General features: G+C 56.6%; 13 protein-coding genes and 1 tRNA gene. 6 read left to right on the top strand and 8 right to left on the bottom strand.

Features of this window, described 5'->3' with window-relative positions; all coding sequences use genetic code 11:
* Positions 1-43 precede the first annotated feature (43 nt).
* Positions 44-2,563 carry a hypothetical protein gene (locus tag DXXMK7_RS03375; RefSeq protein ID WP_038917857.1) on the top strand — a complete coding sequence of 840 codons (2,520 nt, stop codon included), beginning with the start codon at positions 44-46 and terminating at the stop codon, positions 2,561-2,563.
* Between the two features lie 437 nt (positions 2,564-3,000).
* Here DXXMK7_RS03375 and DXXMK7_RS03370 read toward each other — a convergent pair.
* From DXXMK7_RS03370 to DXXMK7_RS03360, 3 genes are all read right to left on the bottom strand, one after another.
* A tRNA-Gly gene (locus tag DXXMK7_RS03370) sits at positions 3,001-3,074 on the bottom strand.
* Positions 3,075-3,159: 85 nt separating this feature from the next.
* Positions 3,160-3,831, bottom strand: a complete 672-nt coding sequence (locus DXXMK7_RS03365; RefSeq protein WP_038917856.1) for a LysE family translocator — start codon at positions 3,829-3,831, stop codon at positions 3,160-3,162.
* Positions 3,832-3,967: 136 nt separating this feature from the next.
* Complete coding sequence (locus DXXMK7_RS03360) at positions 3,968-4,723, bottom strand: AraC family transcriptional regulator (RefSeq protein ID WP_038917855.1); 756 nt, start codon at positions 4,721-4,723, stop codon at positions 3,968-3,970.
* A 456-nt stretch (positions 4,724-5,179) separates the two neighbouring features.
* Between DXXMK7_RS03360 and DXXMK7_RS03355 the strand changes: the two genes are divergently transcribed.
* The 4 genes from DXXMK7_RS03355 to DXXMK7_RS03340 all read left to right on the top strand — a co-directional run bounded on the left by DXXMK7_RS03355 (position 5,180) and on the right by DXXMK7_RS03340 (position 9,899).
* On the top strand, positions 5,180-6,607 hold the full coding sequence (locus DXXMK7_RS03355) for an alkaline phosphatase family protein (protein WP_038917854.1): 1,428 nt from the start codon (positions 5,180-5,182) through the stop codon (positions 6,605-6,607).
* Between the two features lie 149 nt (positions 6,608-6,756).
* The gene (locus DXXMK7_RS03350) at positions 6,757-7,221 is read left to right on the top strand and encodes a hypothetical protein (RefSeq protein WP_038917853.1); all 465 of its coding nucleotides are present in this window, start codon (positions 6,757-6,759) and stop codon (positions 7,219-7,221) included.
* Positions 7,222-7,231: 10 nt separating this feature from the next.
* Positions 7,232-8,827, top strand: coding sequence for a GMC oxidoreductase (locus DXXMK7_RS03345; protein WP_038917852.1), 1,596 nt, complete (start codon positions 7,232-7,234; stop codon positions 8,825-8,827).
* A 10-nt stretch (positions 8,828-8,837) separates the two neighbouring features.
* Entirely contained in the window at positions 8,838-9,899 is a 1,062-nt protein-coding gene (locus DXXMK7_RS03340; protein ID WP_038917851.1) for a ferritin-like protein, read from the top strand.
* Between the two features lie 83 nt (positions 9,900-9,982).
* On the opposite strand, the gene lysS is transcribed toward DXXMK7_RS03340, so the two are convergent.
* The 5 genes from lysS to xerD form a co-directional block, all read right to left on the bottom strand.
* Positions 9,983-11,500, bottom strand: a complete 1,518-nt coding sequence (gene lysS / locus DXXMK7_RS03335) for a lysine--tRNA ligase (RefSeq protein ID WP_038917850.1) — start codon at positions 11,498-11,500, stop codon at positions 9,983-9,985.
* An 8-nt stretch (positions 11,501-11,508) separates the two neighbouring features.
* Positions 11,509-12,607, bottom strand: a protein-coding gene (gene prfB / locus DXXMK7_RS03330) for a peptide chain release factor 2 (RefSeq protein ID WP_100848936.1) whose coding sequence is annotated in 2 segments (ribosomal slippage) — positions 11,509-12,531 and positions 12,533-12,607 — 1,098 coding nt in all. Because the reading frame shifts where the segments join, the coding sequence is not laid out codon by codon here.
* A 165-nt stretch (positions 12,608-12,772) separates the two neighbouring features.
* Complete coding sequence (gene recJ / locus DXXMK7_RS03325) at positions 12,773-14,503, bottom strand: single-stranded-DNA-specific exonuclease RecJ (RefSeq protein WP_038917848.1); 1,731 nt, start codon at positions 14,501-14,503, stop codon at positions 12,773-12,775.
* Positions 14,504-14,526: 23 nt separating this feature from the next.
* The gene (gene dsbC, locus DXXMK7_RS03320) at positions 14,527-15,243 is read right to left on the bottom strand and encodes a bifunctional protein-disulfide isomerase/oxidoreductase DsbC (RefSeq protein WP_038917847.1); all 717 of its coding nucleotides are present in this window, start codon (positions 15,241-15,243) and stop codon (positions 14,527-14,529) included.
* Positions 15,244-15,331: 88 nt separating this feature from the next.
* Entirely contained in the window at positions 15,332-16,231 is a 900-nt protein-coding gene (gene xerD / locus DXXMK7_RS03315; RefSeq protein WP_038917846.1) for a site-specific tyrosine recombinase XerD, read from the bottom strand.
* Positions 16,232-16,493: 262 nt separating this feature from the next.
* On the opposite strand from xerD, the gene DXXMK7_RS03310 reads away from it, so the two are divergent.
* A complete protein-coding gene (locus DXXMK7_RS03310) occupies positions 16,494-17,819 on the top strand; it encodes an MFS transporter (RefSeq protein WP_038662304.1) in 1,326 nt (441 codons plus the stop codon).
* Positions 17,820-17,842 lie beyond the last annotated feature (23 nt).

Below are 17,842 nucleotides of genomic sequence, written 5' to 3'. Positions count from 1 at the left end.
GTGATGCCGGGATGAAACAGTTAAAGAAAGGATAAAAATAATAATGCTACAGATAATTGGTGCATTAATTCTTCTGGTTATAGGGTTTGTTGTCCTTAAAGCGTTGTTTCGGGCATCGCTCAATATTCTGGGCGTGGTATTTGGCCTCGGCGTACTTATCGTGGCAGGCCCGCCGTTATTAGCGGGCTATATTGTGGAACGAGTAACCTTTGCGCTTCGCCTGCGCTGGCTGCTGGGTGTTCCACTCGTCATTGTTGGCATGATAATTAGCTTTATGTGGGGACTGGACGGCGAACACATTGCCTATGAAGCACATACCTTTGATTCAATGAAGTTTATTTTGACTGCGGCGCTTGCCGGCGGCCTACTGGCGGAACCCCTGCAAACCAAAGCTATCCTGAAGAATGGGCTCGCTCCCGTCGATATTGCCGGAAAACTCAAAGAATACTATTGCTGTTTTTACACATCTTATTTTCTTATGGCCTGCTCGGCGGTTACACCGTTTATCGCATGGGAATACGCTATTTCGCCTTCACTAATGTGGTGGGCAGGGCTGCTTTACTGGATTGCAGCCTTACTGACGCAGTTCTATGCAGCAAACCAGCTTCAGGAACTGAAGAAGCTAACGATGGCCGTTAAAGAAGGATTGAAGGAACAAAAAGCGATCAATAGCCGGAGCTGGCTGGCGGAGCTAAAGAAAGCAAGCAACCTCTCCGCAGAATTAACCGAAAGCGTTTTTCTAAAGCTAGTCTCGCAACATATTCTGCAGGGCGAGACACGAGAGCAAGAATTGGCGGGTGATAACTGGTTGTTGAATGATGCCTGGTATGAAGGAAAAATGGCGGAATTCAACGGGCAGTTGAACAGCAAGCTAACGCATTCGCCGGATGAAGTAAAAACGCTCTTCAGCAATCGACTGAATTTACCTGCCGCTGCAAATGATGACCTTCTGAATCGTTATCTTGACGGTGGGAGTTATTATTCGTTTTCAGACGGGCGCAAATTTGTATCATTCCGCTTTATTGATGAGCTTTGTACCTGCGCGTCATGCGGTTTGAGTGAGATTAAAAGCGTGAGCGGTTCCGGTAGCGGAAATCATGAATGGTATTGCTCTGATATATGCCGTGAAACCGAAAAACTTTGCCAGGAAATCCATGAAAGACCGCAGGCTGAATTTATTTCCAGCGCGGCGACGAATGGCCTGATTCTCATGACGCTGCCAGAAGCCTGGAATACCAACGAAAAAATGTTCGCCGTGGGCGGACAAGGACATGGTTTTGCTGCTGAACGGGGCAACCATCTTGTCGATAGAGTACAACTGAAAGACGCTCAAATCCTCGGTGACGACAATGCAAAAAATGGCGCAGACAGGCTGGTTAACGGTACTGAGATCCAAACAAAATATTGCTCAACCGCCGCGCGCAGCGTAGGTGCCGGTTTTGATGGGCAAAATGGACATTATCGTTACTACGACAGTAACGGCGCGCCGATGCAGCTCGAGGTGCCAAAAGACCAGTACGCAAAAGCGCTTGAGACCATGGAGAACAAAATTCGCGATGGCAAAGTGCCTGGCGTTAACGATCCAGCCGAAGCGACAAAACTGATACGTCGGGGGCACCTCACCTACGCGCAGGCGCAAAATATCACTAAATTTGGTACGTTCGAATCCATTACCTACGATCTTGCGGAAGGATCCATTGTCAGTCTTGCCGCAGGCGGGATTAGTTTCGGTCTGACGGCTTCCATTTTCTATCTCAATACCGGCGATCGTAAGGCTGCGTTACAAACTGCCGCGATACAAGCCGGGAAAACCTTTACCCGCACGCTGACGGTTTATGTAACGGTCCAGCAATTACACCGTATTAGTGCCGTTCAGGGGCTGCTTAAAAATATCGATTTCGCTGCTGCCAGCCCGACGGTACGTAATGCGCTTCAGCGGGGAGTCGGAGCCAATAATCTAAATTCTCTAAATAAAATGATGCGTGGCACGCTGGTGACCTCTTTCGCGCTGGTAGCCGTTACCACTGGCCCGGATATGATCAAGATGGTACGTGGTCGTATTTCAGGAGCCCAGTTCATAAAAAATCTGGCTGTAACCTCTTCCGGCGTCGCTGGGGGTGCCATTGGCTCTATTGCCGGCGGTGTGATGCTTAGCCCATTAGGGCCGTTTGGCGCTTTAGCTGGACGTGCAGCAGGTGGTTTACTGGGCGGCATGATTGCAGCGGCTATTTCCAGAAAAATTGCCGGCGCGCTGATTGAAGATGATCGGGTTAAGGTGCTGGAGCTAATTCAGGAGCAGGTGGCATGGCTTGCGGCAAGTTTTCTGCTTACAGAGCATGAGCTGGAAAACCTTAACGCGAATCTGGCAAGCGTGCTCAACCAAAAAACGCTGGAGATCATCTTCGCCGCTAAGGAACAGGGCCGCGCAACAGCAAATATGTTGCTCAAGCCGCTGGTGGTGAGTGTGGTTAAGCAACGACCAGTTCTGACATACGGGCAAGAACAAATCAGCGAGATGGTTGATCAAATGGAGACGGCTGTTCCAGTTTCTGCCGCTGCATAACGAAAGTACTACAGAAACAATTTTTTGACGCATCCAATCGGACTGGGCTGAGCGTGTTGCAGCCCAGCCACAAACTTGAATAAGGGCGCAGGCGCGCTTCTTTGATAACTCGCTTTATTACCTATAAATCAATGCTACAGGCTACGTCTCGTTAACTGTAACAGTCTGCCAGGAATGGCAGACTACTCCAAACCACCACGGCTCCAGGGCATTTTATTGCAAGGAAAAAAATGACCGTATACACACGTGATAGATTCAAGGAGTACCGAATTGAACCAAGGGAAGAGAGCAAACCTGACGAGCAGTTAACTTCATTGAGGGTAAGTTTATATCCCCATTCCCCTACATCAACGTTGAGTATGAGTGACGAAAAAATTCTATAATTGATTATTTAACAAGGAAAAATTGAATTTAGTGCAGTTCAGGAGCGTTGATTTTGGAGCGGGCGAAGGGAATCGAACCCTCGTATAGAGCTTGGGAAGCTCTCGTTCTACCATTGAACTACGCCCGCGTCGAAAGTGACTGGCATTATAGCGTCATCTGTCTGGCGGGCAAGACAAAACACCGGCTGACTGCGCGCGTTTTAAGCAGTCGATTCAGTTGGCCGGCGTCAGCAGCGTTTGGTATCCGTTAACGATCACCTGTGCGGCGAACACGGCGAACAGCACGGCGGATAACGCGCTGCAATAAAACGACAGTCGGCCTTTCAACGCGCCGCGCCCGTACTGGATCAACAGCGCCATGAACAGCGTCCAGAGCACGCCGCCGATAAAGAATCCCCCCAGAAACAGCGCTATCTGTCTGGCGGAGCCGTCGGTGGCCTGTGCAATCAACGTCCCGCCGACCGCCGCAAACCACAGCAACGCGCTGGGCGACGCCAGCGCCATTCCCATTCCGCTGATAAAATCGCGGTGAGCCGACGCCGGCGCGCGCGGCGAAAACACGGTAACGGTATCGATCGGCAAACCGCGCTGCTGGCGGTAGTCGCGCCAGGCGCTGCGCGCCATGCTGAACGACAGCCACAGCAGTACACCGCCGCCGCCTATCCACAACAGCCAGCGTACCGGCGTATAGTTGAAAATCACCGCCATCCCCAGCACCGACAGCGTGGCGTAAATCAGGTCGCCGAAGCAGGACCCCAGGCCGATAAAAAACGCCGCGCCTGCGCCATCCCGGACGCCGCGATTAATAATGGCGGTATTGACGATCCCCAAATCCAGGCACAGCGACAACGACAACAGCAAGCCGCTCAGCATCACCAGTAACATAGCGTCCCTCAGTTATTCTTTTTTCCGGTAACGTTTTTCCGGTCGCTCTGGTGCGTTTCCGGTAATTAATGTCTGTTTCCGGTAACTTAATGATTAATGTGCGACGAGCTTACGGCGATATTCACCGTCTGTATTGTCAAAATTTGATATCGCGAAACTGCCCCGGCGTCATGGCGCTATAACGGCCGAACGCCTTGGTGAAATGCGCCTGATCGGCGAACCCCAGCGCCAGCGCCACCTGACTGATAGGCATCCCCTGACGCAGCCAGATTCGCGCACGGCGCATACGCACCTGCATCAGCCACGCCAGCGGCGAGATACCTTCCGAATGGGTGAAACCGCGCACCAGATGGGCGGCGGAAATACCCTCCTGCCGCGCCAGTTCGGACAGCGTTGGAATCTCGGCCAGATCTCTCGCCAGCCGCGCCTTGATCCGGCGGATCCGGGCCGGCTCCCGTATGGGATGGGGAACAGAAGCGCCGCGGGCTTGCGTCATCAGTTCAGATAACCACATCACTATCTGTTCCTCACGCTGCGCGGGCGTCATCACCGCCGTCACCAGTTGGGTCAATTGGCGGGCCAGCCGGGGAGACACGCTGGCCGGACGTGAAAACAGGAACGATTGCTGGAAATAGTCTTCGAACGCCCGTGGTTGTACGTACAGCGACGCGCATTGCCAGCGGTCGTGGCTGTGTTCGCTGCCCTGCAACTGGCCGGGATTATAGGTCGTGACCATCGACGTGTCGGCAACAAAGGTGTCGCCGTCCAGCCAGACCTGCTCCAGCCCGCCCAGATTGGCGCTGATGACGAATTCGTCATGGCTGTGACGAGGGAAACGCTTGCCGTTGGTCAGCAACGCCAGCTCGAACGCGTCATTACGGTACGTGATCATCATCATCCCCGGTTAGAAACAACATACCGACGATAACACGGCGACTATCGCAGAAAGAAGCGATGCCCGCTTTTCCGCCGCCGGCATCCCCAGTAATGATCATTCTGCGCTAATTCCCTTAGGTAAAGTAAGCGAATTAATTATTTTACCCTCTGTCTATTCCCGACAAAAAAACATTTATATTAAAAATAGACACTTCAGCATGTCATTTATTTTTAATTTGACAGAATAAACAGCCGGACTAAATTATCGATACATAACACGAATAAAATCCTTTATTCCCGCCCTTGTATCAATTGGCTTCATGACATCCCCACCAGGCCGAGAACCCAGGCAAAGCTACCAATACATTGATATATAACTTTTATACCCGTCATACTTTGAGTTGCAGGTGCGTTGGCTTTCCTGCAACTCGAATTATTTAGGGTATATATCAACATTCGCTGAGAGGTTGTCATGGCCAATACCGGATTATCGAATATTGAGCATATTGTTGTATTAATGCTGGAAAACCGTTCTTTTGATCATATGTTGGGATTTCTTTACGCCGACCGGAATAACCTTTCTCCGCTCGGGCATCCCTTCGCCGGTTTAACCGGAAATGAAACCAATCCAGACAGTAACGGCAATCCGGTTCAGGTATTTAAAATTACGCCGGATACGCCCAATGCGTATTTCATGCCGGGATCCGACCCCGGAGAGGGGTATTACGCGACGAATTCGCAACTGTTTGGCGATATTCATGCGCCAGGCGCCCCACCCGCCGACAGCAATCAGGGATTCGTCACCGATTACGCCTACACTCTGGGCTGGCAGTCGCAGGAAAGCGGCTGGAAAATCCTGCCTGGCACCCAGGCCGACAATATCATGGGTTGCTTTACGCCACAGGCGCTTCCGGTATTATCCGCGCTGGCGACGGGCTATGCCGTCTGCGATCGCTGGTATGGCTCCGCGCCCACCGAGACGCTGCCCAACCGGGCGTTCGTTTCGGCCGCCACCTCTCAAGGGCACATGAATGACAAGACCAAGAGCTATACCTGCCCTTCCATTTTTGGCCTGCTCAGTCAGTCAGCCATCACATGGTCCATCTACGGTTATGACCAGCCGCCGCTGACCCGCCACAATTTTCCCGATACTCAACAGGCTGATGACAGTCACTTCGGCTTGTTCAGCAATTTTCAGCAGGCGGCCCGCAACGGCACGCTGGCGTCGTATGTTTTTCTGGAGCCCAGTTGGGGTGAAGATGGCAACAGCCAGCACCCGGTCGCCGACGTCGCGCAGGGGGAACAGCTGATTCACGATGTTTACTATGCCCTGCGCAATAGCCCGCTCTGGAACAAGACGTTGTTGATCATTACCTACGATGAACACGGCGGCTGCTACGACCATCTGCCTCCTCCGTGGAATGCGACGCCGCCGGACGACAGTACCGGCGAGTACGGCTTCGACTTCACCCGTTTCGGGCCGCGCGTGCCCACCGTACTGGTTTCCCCCTGGGTTGAAGCGGGTACCGTATTCCGGGTTCCGGATCAGGCTACGCCGCTGGATCACACCTCGATCCTCAAAACCGTGGAACAACGCTGGGCGCTGTCGCCCCTGACAAACCGCGATGCCGCCGCCTCCGGCGTGGGGGAAGTTCTTACGCTCACGACGCCACGCACCGACGATCCGCTGGCTGGAGTGGCCGTTCCCACCTCAACCGGAAAAAATCCGGCGCTGGGCATGCCGTCCCATCTGCAACAGGTCCATGCCGAGCTGGTCAGCGAACTGCCGGTATCGGACGCGCAAGGCGGAATGCACCATCAGATGCCCGATATGACCACCGCGGCCGAGTACGCCGACTACATCCGCCAGCGCACACAAGACTGGCTGAATTCCCGTTAACCGTTTCCCGGCCAGACCGGGATCGGACGACAGAATCAGCGGGGGCGCTACCGCTCGGCCCGCGTCCCGCTGTGTTTTGGCAAGGTTTTCACCCGCAACGCTTCAAACCTTGCTGTTTTTCTTTCTCCTGCGCATTTCTGTGAGGACCTATGTCTGACATCAACACACAACATTACCTTAGCGCCCAACTGGCGCCTCTGGGTATAACCACGCTGGACGCCATGTGGCAACTGTTTGTACACATCGGCAAGTTCTGGCGCAATCTGGACGACTCGCCCACCTATCAGCCGCTGCTGTACTCCTTCATGGCAAACCGTATTGATACCAACCCGCTGTACCAACAGTACTACGCCACCGCCCAAACGGTGATCGCACAGTTGATACAGGAGCATGGTCAGGAAGGCGCTTATACCTTCCTGTTTACCGACGCGAGCGCCAATCAGCCCCCGGCCCTGACGCCGTTGACCATTACCCGGCAGAAAGTCTCCAATGAATTCATTGCCCTACAGTTATCGCTGGGCGGCTTCAAATCCTTCGGCGGCGCGCTGAACTATCCGGGGTACTTTGGCGGCGCCAACGTTCCCGGCGCTCCAATACCCTATCGTTCATTCTGAGGGCTCCATCATGCGTGTCGATACGTTGATTATTGGTTCCGGCATCGCCGCCGCCGCCCTGTCGCAGCGTCTGCTGGATCACGATCCCCATGCCTCCATCCTGCTGCTGGAAGCCGGCGGCAGGGTGAAAATGCAGGATTACAACACCTGGACGACCTATCTGGTCAACGGCAAGCTGCCTTATGAAAAGTATTACGATCTCCCTTACCCGGAACGGGATCATCCGGGAGAAAACCTGAATGCCGGCGGTACGGAAATCCCGCTGGCCGGCGCACGGGCGCTAACCTACGGCGGCTCGACCATCCACTGGGGCGGCTGGTCCTTTCGTCTCAAACCGGAAGATTTTTTCCTGCACAGCAATACCGGCGAGTCGATCGACTGGCCGTTCGATTACCACGAACTGGAGCCCTATTACTGCGCCGCGGAGCATTACATCGGCGTCTCCGGCGACTCCCACGACCCCACCGTACCGCGCAGCGCTGGCTATCCGTTCCCGGCCTTCCCCTATACGCTGGAGGACCAACCGATGGCGACGGCGATGGAATCGCTCGGCATCGGCTATAGTCACGTCCCGATCGCCCGCCACGGCATGACGGATACCGTGTCTCGCCATGCGCCGTGCCAGACGACCGGCACCTGCAAGTACTGCCCGTTCGGCGCCCGCTACGCCGCCACCAACTTTCTCAACGATATGCAGACATGGGAAAACCACGAAAACTTCCATATCCGCACCAACGTCATCGTTGAGAAAATCCTGATGGACGGCAAACAGTCGGCAACCGGCGTGGAATGCGTTGATAAAGAGGACGGCCAGACGGAAGTTATCCACGCCAAACGTATTATCGTTGCGGCAGGCACTATCGAATCCGCCAAACTGCTGTTACGTTCAACCTCGACAAACTGGCCCGGCGGGCTTGGCAACCAGCATGACCTGGTCGGTCGGAATTTTATTACCCATCCTTATTTCATCTTCACCGCCAACCTGCCGGACAACCCGCAGGCGCTGCAGCCGGAGATGAATTTTCCCACCCTGTGCTCCCGCCATTTCGACAGCCCGGAAGAGCAGGCCAAAGGGAAGTTCATGCTGATCAATCCGCCCGGCAGCCCGCTGCTCAATCTGGCGCAGCAGATGCAAAACGGCCTGACGCGCGAAAAGATGGATGCCTATGTTTCCGGTCCGACGCAAATCCAGTTGCACGGTATGCTCGAAGTGTTTTCACGCTATGACAACCGCATCCTTAACTTTAACAAGATCAATCATCTGGGAATGGAGGAAACCCTTGTCGACTACACCAAAGATGCAACCTTCGACCAGCGGATGATGGAAATTCAGTCCCATGTTAATCAACTGTTTGGGCAAATTGGCGCTACGCTGGCCGGCAAACCCAGCATTTCCTGGCGCGCCGACCACGCGGCCTGCGTGACCCGAATGAGCCACGACGAAAAACAGGGTGTGGTCGATCCGCACCTGCGCATTCATGGCACCGACAATGTCTACGTCTGTTCGAATGCGGTGTTCCCTTCAACCGGCGCCATCAACCCGACCCTGACGCTGACGGCCCTGTCTCTGCGTCTGGCGGATCACCTCCACCATCGTGGCCTGTAAGGAGTTGAACATGAGCCTTGAAATCCAAAAGACCGAGCTGCTTGACTGGCTGAAAACCGCCATGACGCTGGAGTTCGGCACCATTCCGCCTTACATGATGGCGCTGGTCAGCCTGCACCCGGATAAAAACCGGGTGCCCGCCAATCTGATCAGAGCGGTGATGATTGAAGAGATGCTGCACATGACGCTGGTCGGTAACCTGATCAACAGTCTGGGCGGCCGGGTCGACCTCGGTCCGGACTCGCTGCCGAGCTATCCGCTGGCGATGGAGTTCAGAGGAAAGCGCTTCAAAGACCGGAAGTTTGACGTCAACCTGCAGGCGTTCAGCCCGCAGGCGATCGAAATCTTTATGATGATTGAGCTGCCTTCCGATTGGGCGGAACGGGAGTCGTTGATGCTGATGGCCGCCGACGAACTGGATATCGACGGCCTGACGATTGGCGACTTTTACCTCAACATCTTGCATCAACTGGAAGAACTGTGCGGCAAGTACGGCGAAAGCGCCGTTTTTTGCGGCGACCTCGCCTTGCAGATCAGTCAGGATTATTACTGGTCCAGCGGCGGCAAACCGATCGTGATCACCAATCTGTCCAGCGCCCGGGAAGCGATTACAACCATTATCGAACAGGGTGAAGGGTCATCCACCAGTATCTACGACGATGACCACCTTACCTTCGGGCAACCGGTGGAACTGGCGCATTTCTACCGGTTCAGGGAGATTTATTTCGCCCGCTATTACCAGCCCGGCGACGAACCGCATCAACCGCCCAGCGGCGAGCCTTTTCCGGTCGACTATCAGGCCGTGTACCCTATCAAGACCAACCCGGTGGCGAGCGATTACGCGCCGGACACGCCGCTGGCGACGCTCAACGAGCAATTTAACCGGCAATACACGCTGATGCTGTTGCAATTGCAGCAGGCCTTTAGCGGCCATCCGAGAGCGCTGTATACCGCGATCATGAACGGCATGCACGGCATGGTGCCCATCGCCATCAATATGGCCAGCCAGCCGATACCCGGCGATGCCGATCTGCGTCACGGCACGCCGACATTCAGTTGGTTTACGCCCTAGCGCGCCCGGCGCAAGTTGCAGCCATAAAAAAACCGGTGCCAGCAGGCACCGGTTTTTCATCGTGCGACCATCGCCAGACAGAATTATTTCTGCGGACGCATCGCCGGGAACAGGATCACGTCGCGAATGGTGTGGCTGTTGGTGAACAGCATGACCATACGGTCGATACCGATGCCCAGACCGGCGGTCGGCGGCAGGCCGTGCTCCAGCGCGGTGACGTAGTCTTCGTCGTAGAACATGGCTTCGTCATCGCCGGCGTCTTTCGCAGCAACCTGATCCTGGAAGCGTTGCGCCTGATCTTCAGCGTCGTTCAGCTCGGAGAAACCGTTGCCGATTTCACGTCCGCCGATGAAGAATTCAAAGCGGTCGGTGATTTCCGGGTTCTGATCGTTACGACGCGCCAGCGGAGAGACTTCCGCCGGGTATTCGGTGATGAAGGTCGGCTGAATCAGATGCGCTTCCGCTACTTCTTCGAAGATCTCGGTTACGATACGGCCCAGACCCCAGCTCTTCTCAACCTTGATGCCGATGGACTCCGCGATGGCTTTCGCCGCGTCGAAGCCGTCCAGATCCGCCAGGTTGGTTTCCGGGCGGTATTTCTTGATCGCCTCACGCATGGTCAGCTTCTCGAACGGCTTGCCGAAGTCGAACAGCTGGTCGCCGTACGGCACTTCGGTGGTGCCCAGCACGTCCTGCGCCAGCGTGCGGAACAGCGACTCGGTCAGTTCGATCAGGTCTTTATAGTCCGCGTACGCCATGTAGAGTTCCATCATGGTGAACTCAGGGTTGTGACGCGGCGACACGCCTTCATTACGGAAGTTACGGTTGATCTCGAACACGCGTTCAAAACCGCCCACCACCAGACGCTTCAGATACAGTTCCGGCGCAATACGCAGGTACATGTCGATATCCAGCGCGTTGTGATGGGTGATGAACGGACGCGCGGATGCGCCGCCGGGGATCACCTGCATCATCGGGGTTTCCACTTCCATGAAGTCGCGGCCGACCATGAACTGGCGGATACCGGCCAGAATCTGCGAGCGCACACGGAAGGTGTGGCGGGACTCGTCGTTAGCGATCAGGTCCAGATAGCGCTGACGGTAACGGGTTTCCTGATCCGCCAGGCCGTGGAACTTGTCCGGCAACGGGCGCAGCGCTTTGGTCAGCAGACGCAGTTCGGTACAGTGGATCGACAACTCGCCGGTCTTGGTTTTGAACAGCTTGCCGCGCGCGCCGACGATATCGCCGAGGTCCCACTTTTTGAACTGTTCGTTGTAAACGCCTTCCGGCAGATCGTCGCGCGCCACATACAGCTGAATGCGGCCGCCCACGTCCTGCAGCGTAACGAACGACGCTTTGCCCATGATACGGCGGGTCATCATGCGGCCGGCCACGTTCACTTCCAGACCCAGCGCTTCCAGCTCTTCGTTGTCTTTTTCGTCGTAGCTGGCGTGCAGCCGATCGGCAGTGCTGTCACGGCGGAAGTCATTCGGGAAAGCCACGCCGGTTTCACGCAACGACGCCAGCTTCTCGCGGCGCGTTCTGAGTTCGTTATTGAGATCCAGCGCCTGCTCGGCACCCTGGTTTTGTGGTTCAGACATGAGATTCCTTATAACCCCGCTTTTAAACTTGCTTCGATAAACTTGTCCAGATCACCGTCCAGCACCGACTGGGTATTACGTGTTTCCACCCCGGTGCGCAGGTCTTTAATGCGGGAGTCATCCAGCACATAAGAACGAATCTGGCTGCCCCAGCCGATGTCGGACTTGTTGTCTTCCATCGCCTGTTTCTCCGCGTTCTTCTTCTGCATTTCAAACTCATACAGCTTGGCTTTCAGCTGCTTCATGGCCTGATCTTTGTTCTTGTGCTGGGATCGATCGTTCTGGCACTGGGTAACGATATTGGTGGGAATGTGGGTGATACGCACCGCGGATTCAGTACGGTTAACGTGCTGGCCGCCGGCGCCGGACGCGCGGTATACGTCGATACGCAGGTCCGCGGGATTGATCTCGATATCAATGTCGTCGTCCACTTCCGGATACACGAAAGCGGAACTGAACGAGGTGTGACGACGGCCGCCGGAATCGAACGGACTCTTACGCACCAGGCGGTGTACGCCGGTTTCGGTACGCAGCCAGCCAAACGCATAGTCGCCCATGATCTTGATGGTGGCGGATTTGATGCCGGCCACTTCGCCTTCGGACTCTTCAATGATTTCAGTCTTGAAGCCTTTGCTTTCCGCCCAGCGCAGATACATGCGCAGCAGCATGCTGGCCCAGTCCTGCGCCTCGGTGCCGCCGGAACCGGCCTGCAGGTCAAGGTAGCAGTCCGCGCTGTCGTACTCGCCGGAGAACATACGGCGGAATTCCAGCTGACCCAGCTTGTTTTCCAGCTGATCCAGCTCGGCAGCGGTTTCGTTGAAGGTGTCTTCATCGTCTTCTTCCACCGCCAGTTCCAGCAGACCGGAGACATCGTCCAGCCCCTGAACCATCTGATCAATGGTGTCGACAATCATTTCCAGGGAGGAACGCTCTTTCCCCAGCGCCTGCGCGCGTTCAGGCTCGTTCCATACGTCGGGCTGTTCCAGCTCGGCGTTTACCTCTTCCAGACGCTCTTTCTTGGCGTCATAGTCAAAGATACCCCCTCAGAACAGCTGTCCGTTCAGACAGGTCCTGAATGCGGTTTTTTACCGGATTGATTTCAAACATGGTGTTAGGATCTTAATGTTGTTTGTCGATGACAGAATGCATGTAAACGGCGAATTGTAGCGGATCCGCGCCGTGGTTTATAGCTTTTTACCGATTTTAGCGGGATACGCCGCATAGCGAAAAGAAAACGCCGGGAAACCCGGCGTCAGTTGTGGCGCCTGCATACTACAGCGGCCACAGGTGTTCGATCAGCAGTTGTACCGAGCGTTTGCCGCGGAATTCGTTGACGTCCAGTTTGTAAGCCAGTTCAACTTCGCGCACGCTGCTGTCGGGCCACAACAAGGTGTCGACGTTGAAAGCGATGCCGTCCAGCAGCGGGCCGCCGCCCAGCGGTTCCACCATCACCTTGAGGTGGCGCTCGCCGACCAGTCGTTGCTGCAACAGCCGAAAACGCCCGTCGAAGGTCGGCTCCGGAAACGCCTGCCCCCACGGCCCCGCTTCACGCAGCATTTCAGCGGTGCCGAGCGTCAGTTCAGGGATCGCCAGTTCGCCGTCGGACCAGACGACGCCTTCCAGTTGCGACGCATCCAGCCACTCGCCCACCAGCTCGGCAAAACGCTGGCGAAACTCGTCAAAACGGTCTTCCACCAGCGACAATCCCGCCGCCATCGCGTGGCCGCCGAACTTCAACATCAGACCGGGGTGGCAGGTATCAAGGCGCTCCAGCGCGTCGCGCAGATGCAGCCCGGCGATAGACCGCCCGGAACCTTTCAGAATACCGTCGCCCGCAGGCGCAAACGCGATCACCGGGCGGTGAAAACGCTCCTTGATGCGCGACGCCAGAATCCCCACCACGCCCTGATGCCACTCCGGGTGGTACATCGCCAACCCCAGCGGCAGCGTGTCGCGGCTGCGCTCCAGCTGTTCGCACAAATGCAGCGCTTCCACCTGCATGCCGGCTTCGATTTCACGGCGACTCTGGTTCAGCGCATCCAGATCGCTGGCCAGCATCCGCGCTTGCACGATGTCGTTGCATAACAACAGTTCTACGCCGACGGACATGTCGTCCAGCCGTCCCGCAGCATTAAGACGCGGCCCCAGCGCAAAGCCCAGATCGCTCGCCACCAGTTGGACGGCGTCGCGGTTGGACACTTCCAGCAGGGCGCGAATCCCCGGTCGGCATTTGCCGGCGCGAATCCGGCTTAATCCCTGCGAAACCAGAATACGGTTGTTGGCGTCCAGCGGCACCACATCCGCCACCGTGCCCAGCGCCACCAGATCCAACAGTTCCGTCAGATTGGGAACGGCAAGACCGCGTTCGGCAAACCAGCCGGCGTCGCGCAGGCGCACGAACAGCGCCATCATTAAATAAAACGCCACCCCGACGCCCGCCAGCGCTTTCGATGGAAACGCGCAATCCGACAGGTTGGGGTTGATCATCGCCTCGGCCGCCGGCAGGGTTTCCCCCGGCAGATGGTGGTCGGTCACCACCACCGCGATGCCGCGCCGGTGCGCATCGTCCACCCCGGCGTGCGACGAAATGCCGTTATCGACGGTCACGATCAGCTCCGCGCCTTTGGCGGCGGCCTGCGCCACCACTTCCGGGCTGAGCCCGTAGCCGTCCTCAAACCGGTTGGGCACCAGATACTGAATCTCGCGGCCGCCCATGCTGCGCAGCGCCAGCACCGTCAGCGCGGTGCTGGTGGCGCCGTCGGCGTCGAAATCGCCGACGATCACGATGCGACGGTTGTCCGCCAGCGCCTGACGTAACACCTCTACCGCCTGCTCAATGCCGCCAAGCAGACGGTAATCCAGCAGGCCGCGCAGACTGCGCTCAAGCTCCTGCATCTGTCGTACGCCGCGCTGGGCGTATAAACGACGCAGCAATGCGGGGAGGGAGTCGGGTAACTCTGTCTCCGTCGTCGGGCGACGACGGAGTTGGGTAACAACATTCACGCTTGATTAACCACTCGATTCAATTAACCGCCTGATTTCAGCGAGGCTTTGTGCGCATCCAGCATCGCCATCATCTCTTTTGGCGGCTGATACCCCGGCACCACCGTGCCGTCTTCCAGCACGATCGCCGGCGTACCCTGCACGCCAAACAGCACGCCCAGTTGATAATGGGCGCCGATGTCGGTTTTACAGGTGGCGGGCGACACGTCATCGCCTTTCATGGCGGCGTCAAACGCCTTGTTGCGATCCGCCACGCACCAAATCGACTGCATGTCTTTCGCCGCCTGAGAGTTCATGCCCTGACGGGGATACGCCAGATAACGCACGGTAATGCCGAGCGCGTTGTAGTCTTTCATCTGCTCGTGCAGTTTGTGGCAGTAACCGCAGGTGATGTCGGTAAACACGGTAATAACATGTTTTTCCTGCGGCGCTTTATAGACGATCATCTGGTCTTTTAACGCATCCAGACGCTCGTTCAGAATATGGTTGGTGACATTCACCGGGTTCTTGCCGCTGACGTCATACAGCGGCCCCTGCAGCAGGTGCTTGCCGTCTTCGGTGATGTAGAGCACGCCATTCTCGGTCAGCAGGGTTTTCATCCCGCTGATGGGGGAATCCTTCACTTCCGCGCTCTGCAAGCCCAGACGGTTTATGGTCTGCTTGATTGCGGCGTCATCCGCGCGCGCCGCGCCGCTCAGGGCCAGAGTCAGCAATGAAAAGAGTACTACACGTTTTTTCATGGAATTATCCTGTTATCAGGGCGCAAGCGCCGTGCTTATCCATCATTGGCGGGGAACCCGCCATGACATCCTGTCAGCCCGCCGGACATCATGCCCGGGGATGGTGCTGTTGATGCAGCTGTCGCAGCCGCTCCGTCGCAACGTGGGTATAAATCTGCGTAGTGGACAGATCGCTGTGGCCCAATAACATCTGCACCACTCGCAAATCCGCACCGTGATTCAGCAGGTGGGTTGCAAAGGCATGACGCAAAACATGCGGAGAAAGTTTATTGCTGTCAATAGACGCCAGTGTCGCATAGTGCTTGATGCGGTGCCAGAACGTCTGGCGCGTCATCTGCTGGGCGCGGTTGCTTGGGAACAATACATCCAGCGTCTGGCCGTTCAGCAGCCAGGGGCGGCTGTACTCCAGATACTGCTCCAGCCAGTACACCGCCTCTTCTCCCAGCGGCACCAGCCGCTCCTTGTTGCCCTTACCTATCACGCGCACCACGCCCTGCCGCAGGCTGACATCGCTGATGGTCAGCCCCACCAGTTCCGATACGCGCAGGCCGGTGGCGTACAGCAGTTCCAGCATCGCTTTGTCGCGCAGTTCAAGTGGCTGATCGGTAACCGGCGCCGCCAGCAGCGCTTCCACCTGCGCTTCCGTCAGATCCTTCGGCAGCCGCTGCGGCAGTTTCGGCGACGACAGCGGCGCGCTCGGGTCGTCGGTTCGCTGCTTTTCCCGGTACAGGTACTGAAACAAGCGCCGCATCGCGCTCAGCAAACGCGCTGAACTGGTGGCCTTGTAGCCGCCTTCCAGGCGTTCAGCCAGAAAGTCCTGCAAATCCGACGGCTGCGCCTGCAACAGGCTACTGTCGTGATGAGCCAGCCAGTCCGCCAGCGAACGCAGGTCGTTGCGATAGGACGACAGCGTATTTTCCGCCAGATTGCGCTCCAGCCACAGGGCATCCAGAAACTGCTCGATTAACGTCTGATCCTGTTTCTGCATCACTCTCTCCCGTCATGCCGCCAACGGCTCCATCCCGCCATTATGCCTCACAGAGTATGTTCGGGGTACAATTCGGTAATCATTCTCAACTTCATCACATCCTGTGGCAAAACGAAGCGCGGAAGGGATTATATTTTCTTATTCCAGCGTATCCCGGAATGCCTTTGCCGCAAGGGCCGGCGTCAGTCGCGGCGCTGGTTTGAAAAGAACTTTTTTCTATGCATAGAATGCGGGTCCGTGTGTTACAAAAAAGCAAAAAACTATGCAAGCCTCCATCTCATCCACTATTGATAATCAAACACCAGATGCGCCGGTAAACTCGCGCAATAAAGTGGTGGTCGCCTCGCTGATCGGCACCGCCATCGAATTCTTCGATTTTTACATTTATGCTACCGCTGCCGTGCTGATCTTTCCGCACATTTTCTTCCCGCAGGGTGATGCTACCGCCGCCACGCTGCAATCGCTGGCGACCTTCGCCATCGCGTTTGTGGCGCGCCCGATCGGCTCCGCGCTATTCGGCCACTTCGGCGACCGTGTCGGCCGCAAAGTGACGCTGGTCGCGTCGCTGCTGACCATGGGTATTTCCACCGTCTTGATCGGCCTGCTGCCGAGCTATGAAACCATCGGCGTACTGGCTCCGCTGCTGTTGGCGCTGGCCCGCTTCGGCCAGGGGCTTGGCCTCGGCGGCGAATGGGGCGGCGCGGCGCTGCTGGCGACCGAAAACGCCCCGGCCAACAAACGCGCGCTGTACGGCTCCTTCCCGCAGTTGGGCGCGCCGATCGGCTTCTTCTTCGCCAACGGCACCTTCCTGCTGCTGTCCTGGGTGCTGACCAACGAGCAATTCATGAGCTGGGGATGGCGTGTGCCGTTCATCGCCTCCGCCGTGCTGGTGATCATCGGTCTGTATGTGCGCGTATCGCTGCACGAATCGCCGGTATTCGCCAAAGTCGCCAAAGAAGGAAAACAGGTGCGCGTGCCGCTGGGCACCCTGCTGAGCAAACACGTGAAAGCCACCGTTCTCGGCACCTTCATCATGCTGGCGACCTATACCCTGTTTTACATCATGACCGTCTACTCCATGACTTACGGCACCACCCCGGCGCCGGTCGGGCTTGGTATTCCACGCAACAACTTCCTGTGGATGCTGATGATGGCGGTGATTGGTTTCGGTCTGACGATTCCGGTGGCGGGCTATCTGGCTGACGCCTTCGGCCGTCGCAAGACCATGATCACCGTGACCTGCATCATGCTGGTGTTCGCGATGGCGTTCCCGTCTTTGCTGGGCTCCGGCAACCAGACGCTGATTATGGCGTTTCTGGTATGCGGCCTGAGCCTGATGGGGCTGACCTTCGGCCCGATGGGCGCGCTGCTGCCGGAACTGTTCCCGACCGAAGTGCGTTATACCGGAGCATCATTCTCCTATAACGTCTCTTCTATTTTGGGCGCGTCCGTGGCGCCGTACATCGCCGCCTGGCTGACCAGCCACTACGGGCTGTTCTACGTGGGCGTTTACCTCGCCGCGATGGCATCACTGACGCTGATCGCCTTGTTGCTGACGAAAGAAACCCGCCACCAGTCTCTCGGTTAAGTCTTTTAGGGATGAAGGCATCG

The sequence above is a fragment of the Dickeya sp. MK7 genome (assembly GCF_000406305.1).
Lineage (GTDB): Bacteria > Pseudomonadota > Gammaproteobacteria > Enterobacterales > Enterobacteriaceae > Dickeya > Dickeya fangzhongdai.
Note: the sequence above shows the minus strand (reverse complement) of the source record. Positions and strands in the feature narration are given on the sequence as shown.

Excerpts from the sequence above, each read along its gene's own strand:
- xerD (WP_038917846.1), bottom strand. The coding sequence starts at position 16,231 with ATGCAGAAACAGGATCAGACGTTAATCGAGCAGTTTCTGGATGCCCTG.
- DXXMK7_RS03345 (WP_038917852.1), top strand. The coding sequence starts at position 7,232 with ATGCGTGTCGATACGTTGATTATTGGTTCCGGCATCGCCGCCGCCGCC.
- DXXMK7_RS03360 (WP_038917855.1), bottom strand. The coding sequence starts at position 4,723 with ATGATCACGTACCGTAATGACGCGTTCGAGCTGGCGTTGCTGACCAAC.
- DXXMK7_RS03350 (WP_038917853.1), top strand. The coding sequence starts at position 6,757 with ATGTCTGACATCAACACACAACATTACCTTAGCGCCCAACTGGCGCCT.
- DXXMK7_RS03365 (WP_038917856.1), bottom strand. The coding sequence starts at position 3,831 with ATGTTACTGGTGATGCTGAGCGGCTTGCTGTTGTCGTTGTCGCTGTGC.
- DXXMK7_RS03355 (WP_038917854.1), top strand. The coding sequence starts at position 5,180 with ATGGCCAATACCGGATTATCGAATATTGAGCATATTGTTGTATTAATG.
- DXXMK7_RS03340 (WP_038917851.1), top strand. The coding sequence starts at position 8,838 with ATGAGCCTTGAAATCCAAAAGACCGAGCTGCTTGACTGGCTGAAAACC.
- DXXMK7_RS03375 (WP_038917857.1), top strand. The coding sequence starts at position 44 with ATGCTACAGATAATTGGTGCATTAATTCTTCTGGTTATAGGGTTTGTT.
- DXXMK7_RS03310 (WP_038662304.1), top strand. The coding sequence starts at position 16,494 with ATGCAAGCCTCCATCTCATCCACTATTGATAATCAAACACCAGATGCG.
- lysS (WP_038917850.1), bottom strand. The coding sequence starts at position 11,500 with ATGTCTGAACCACAAAACCAGGGTGCCGAGCAGGCGCTGGATCTCAAT.
- dsbC (WP_038917847.1), bottom strand. The coding sequence starts at position 15,243 with ATGAAAAAACGTGTAGTACTCTTTTCATTGCTGACTCTGGCCCTGAGC.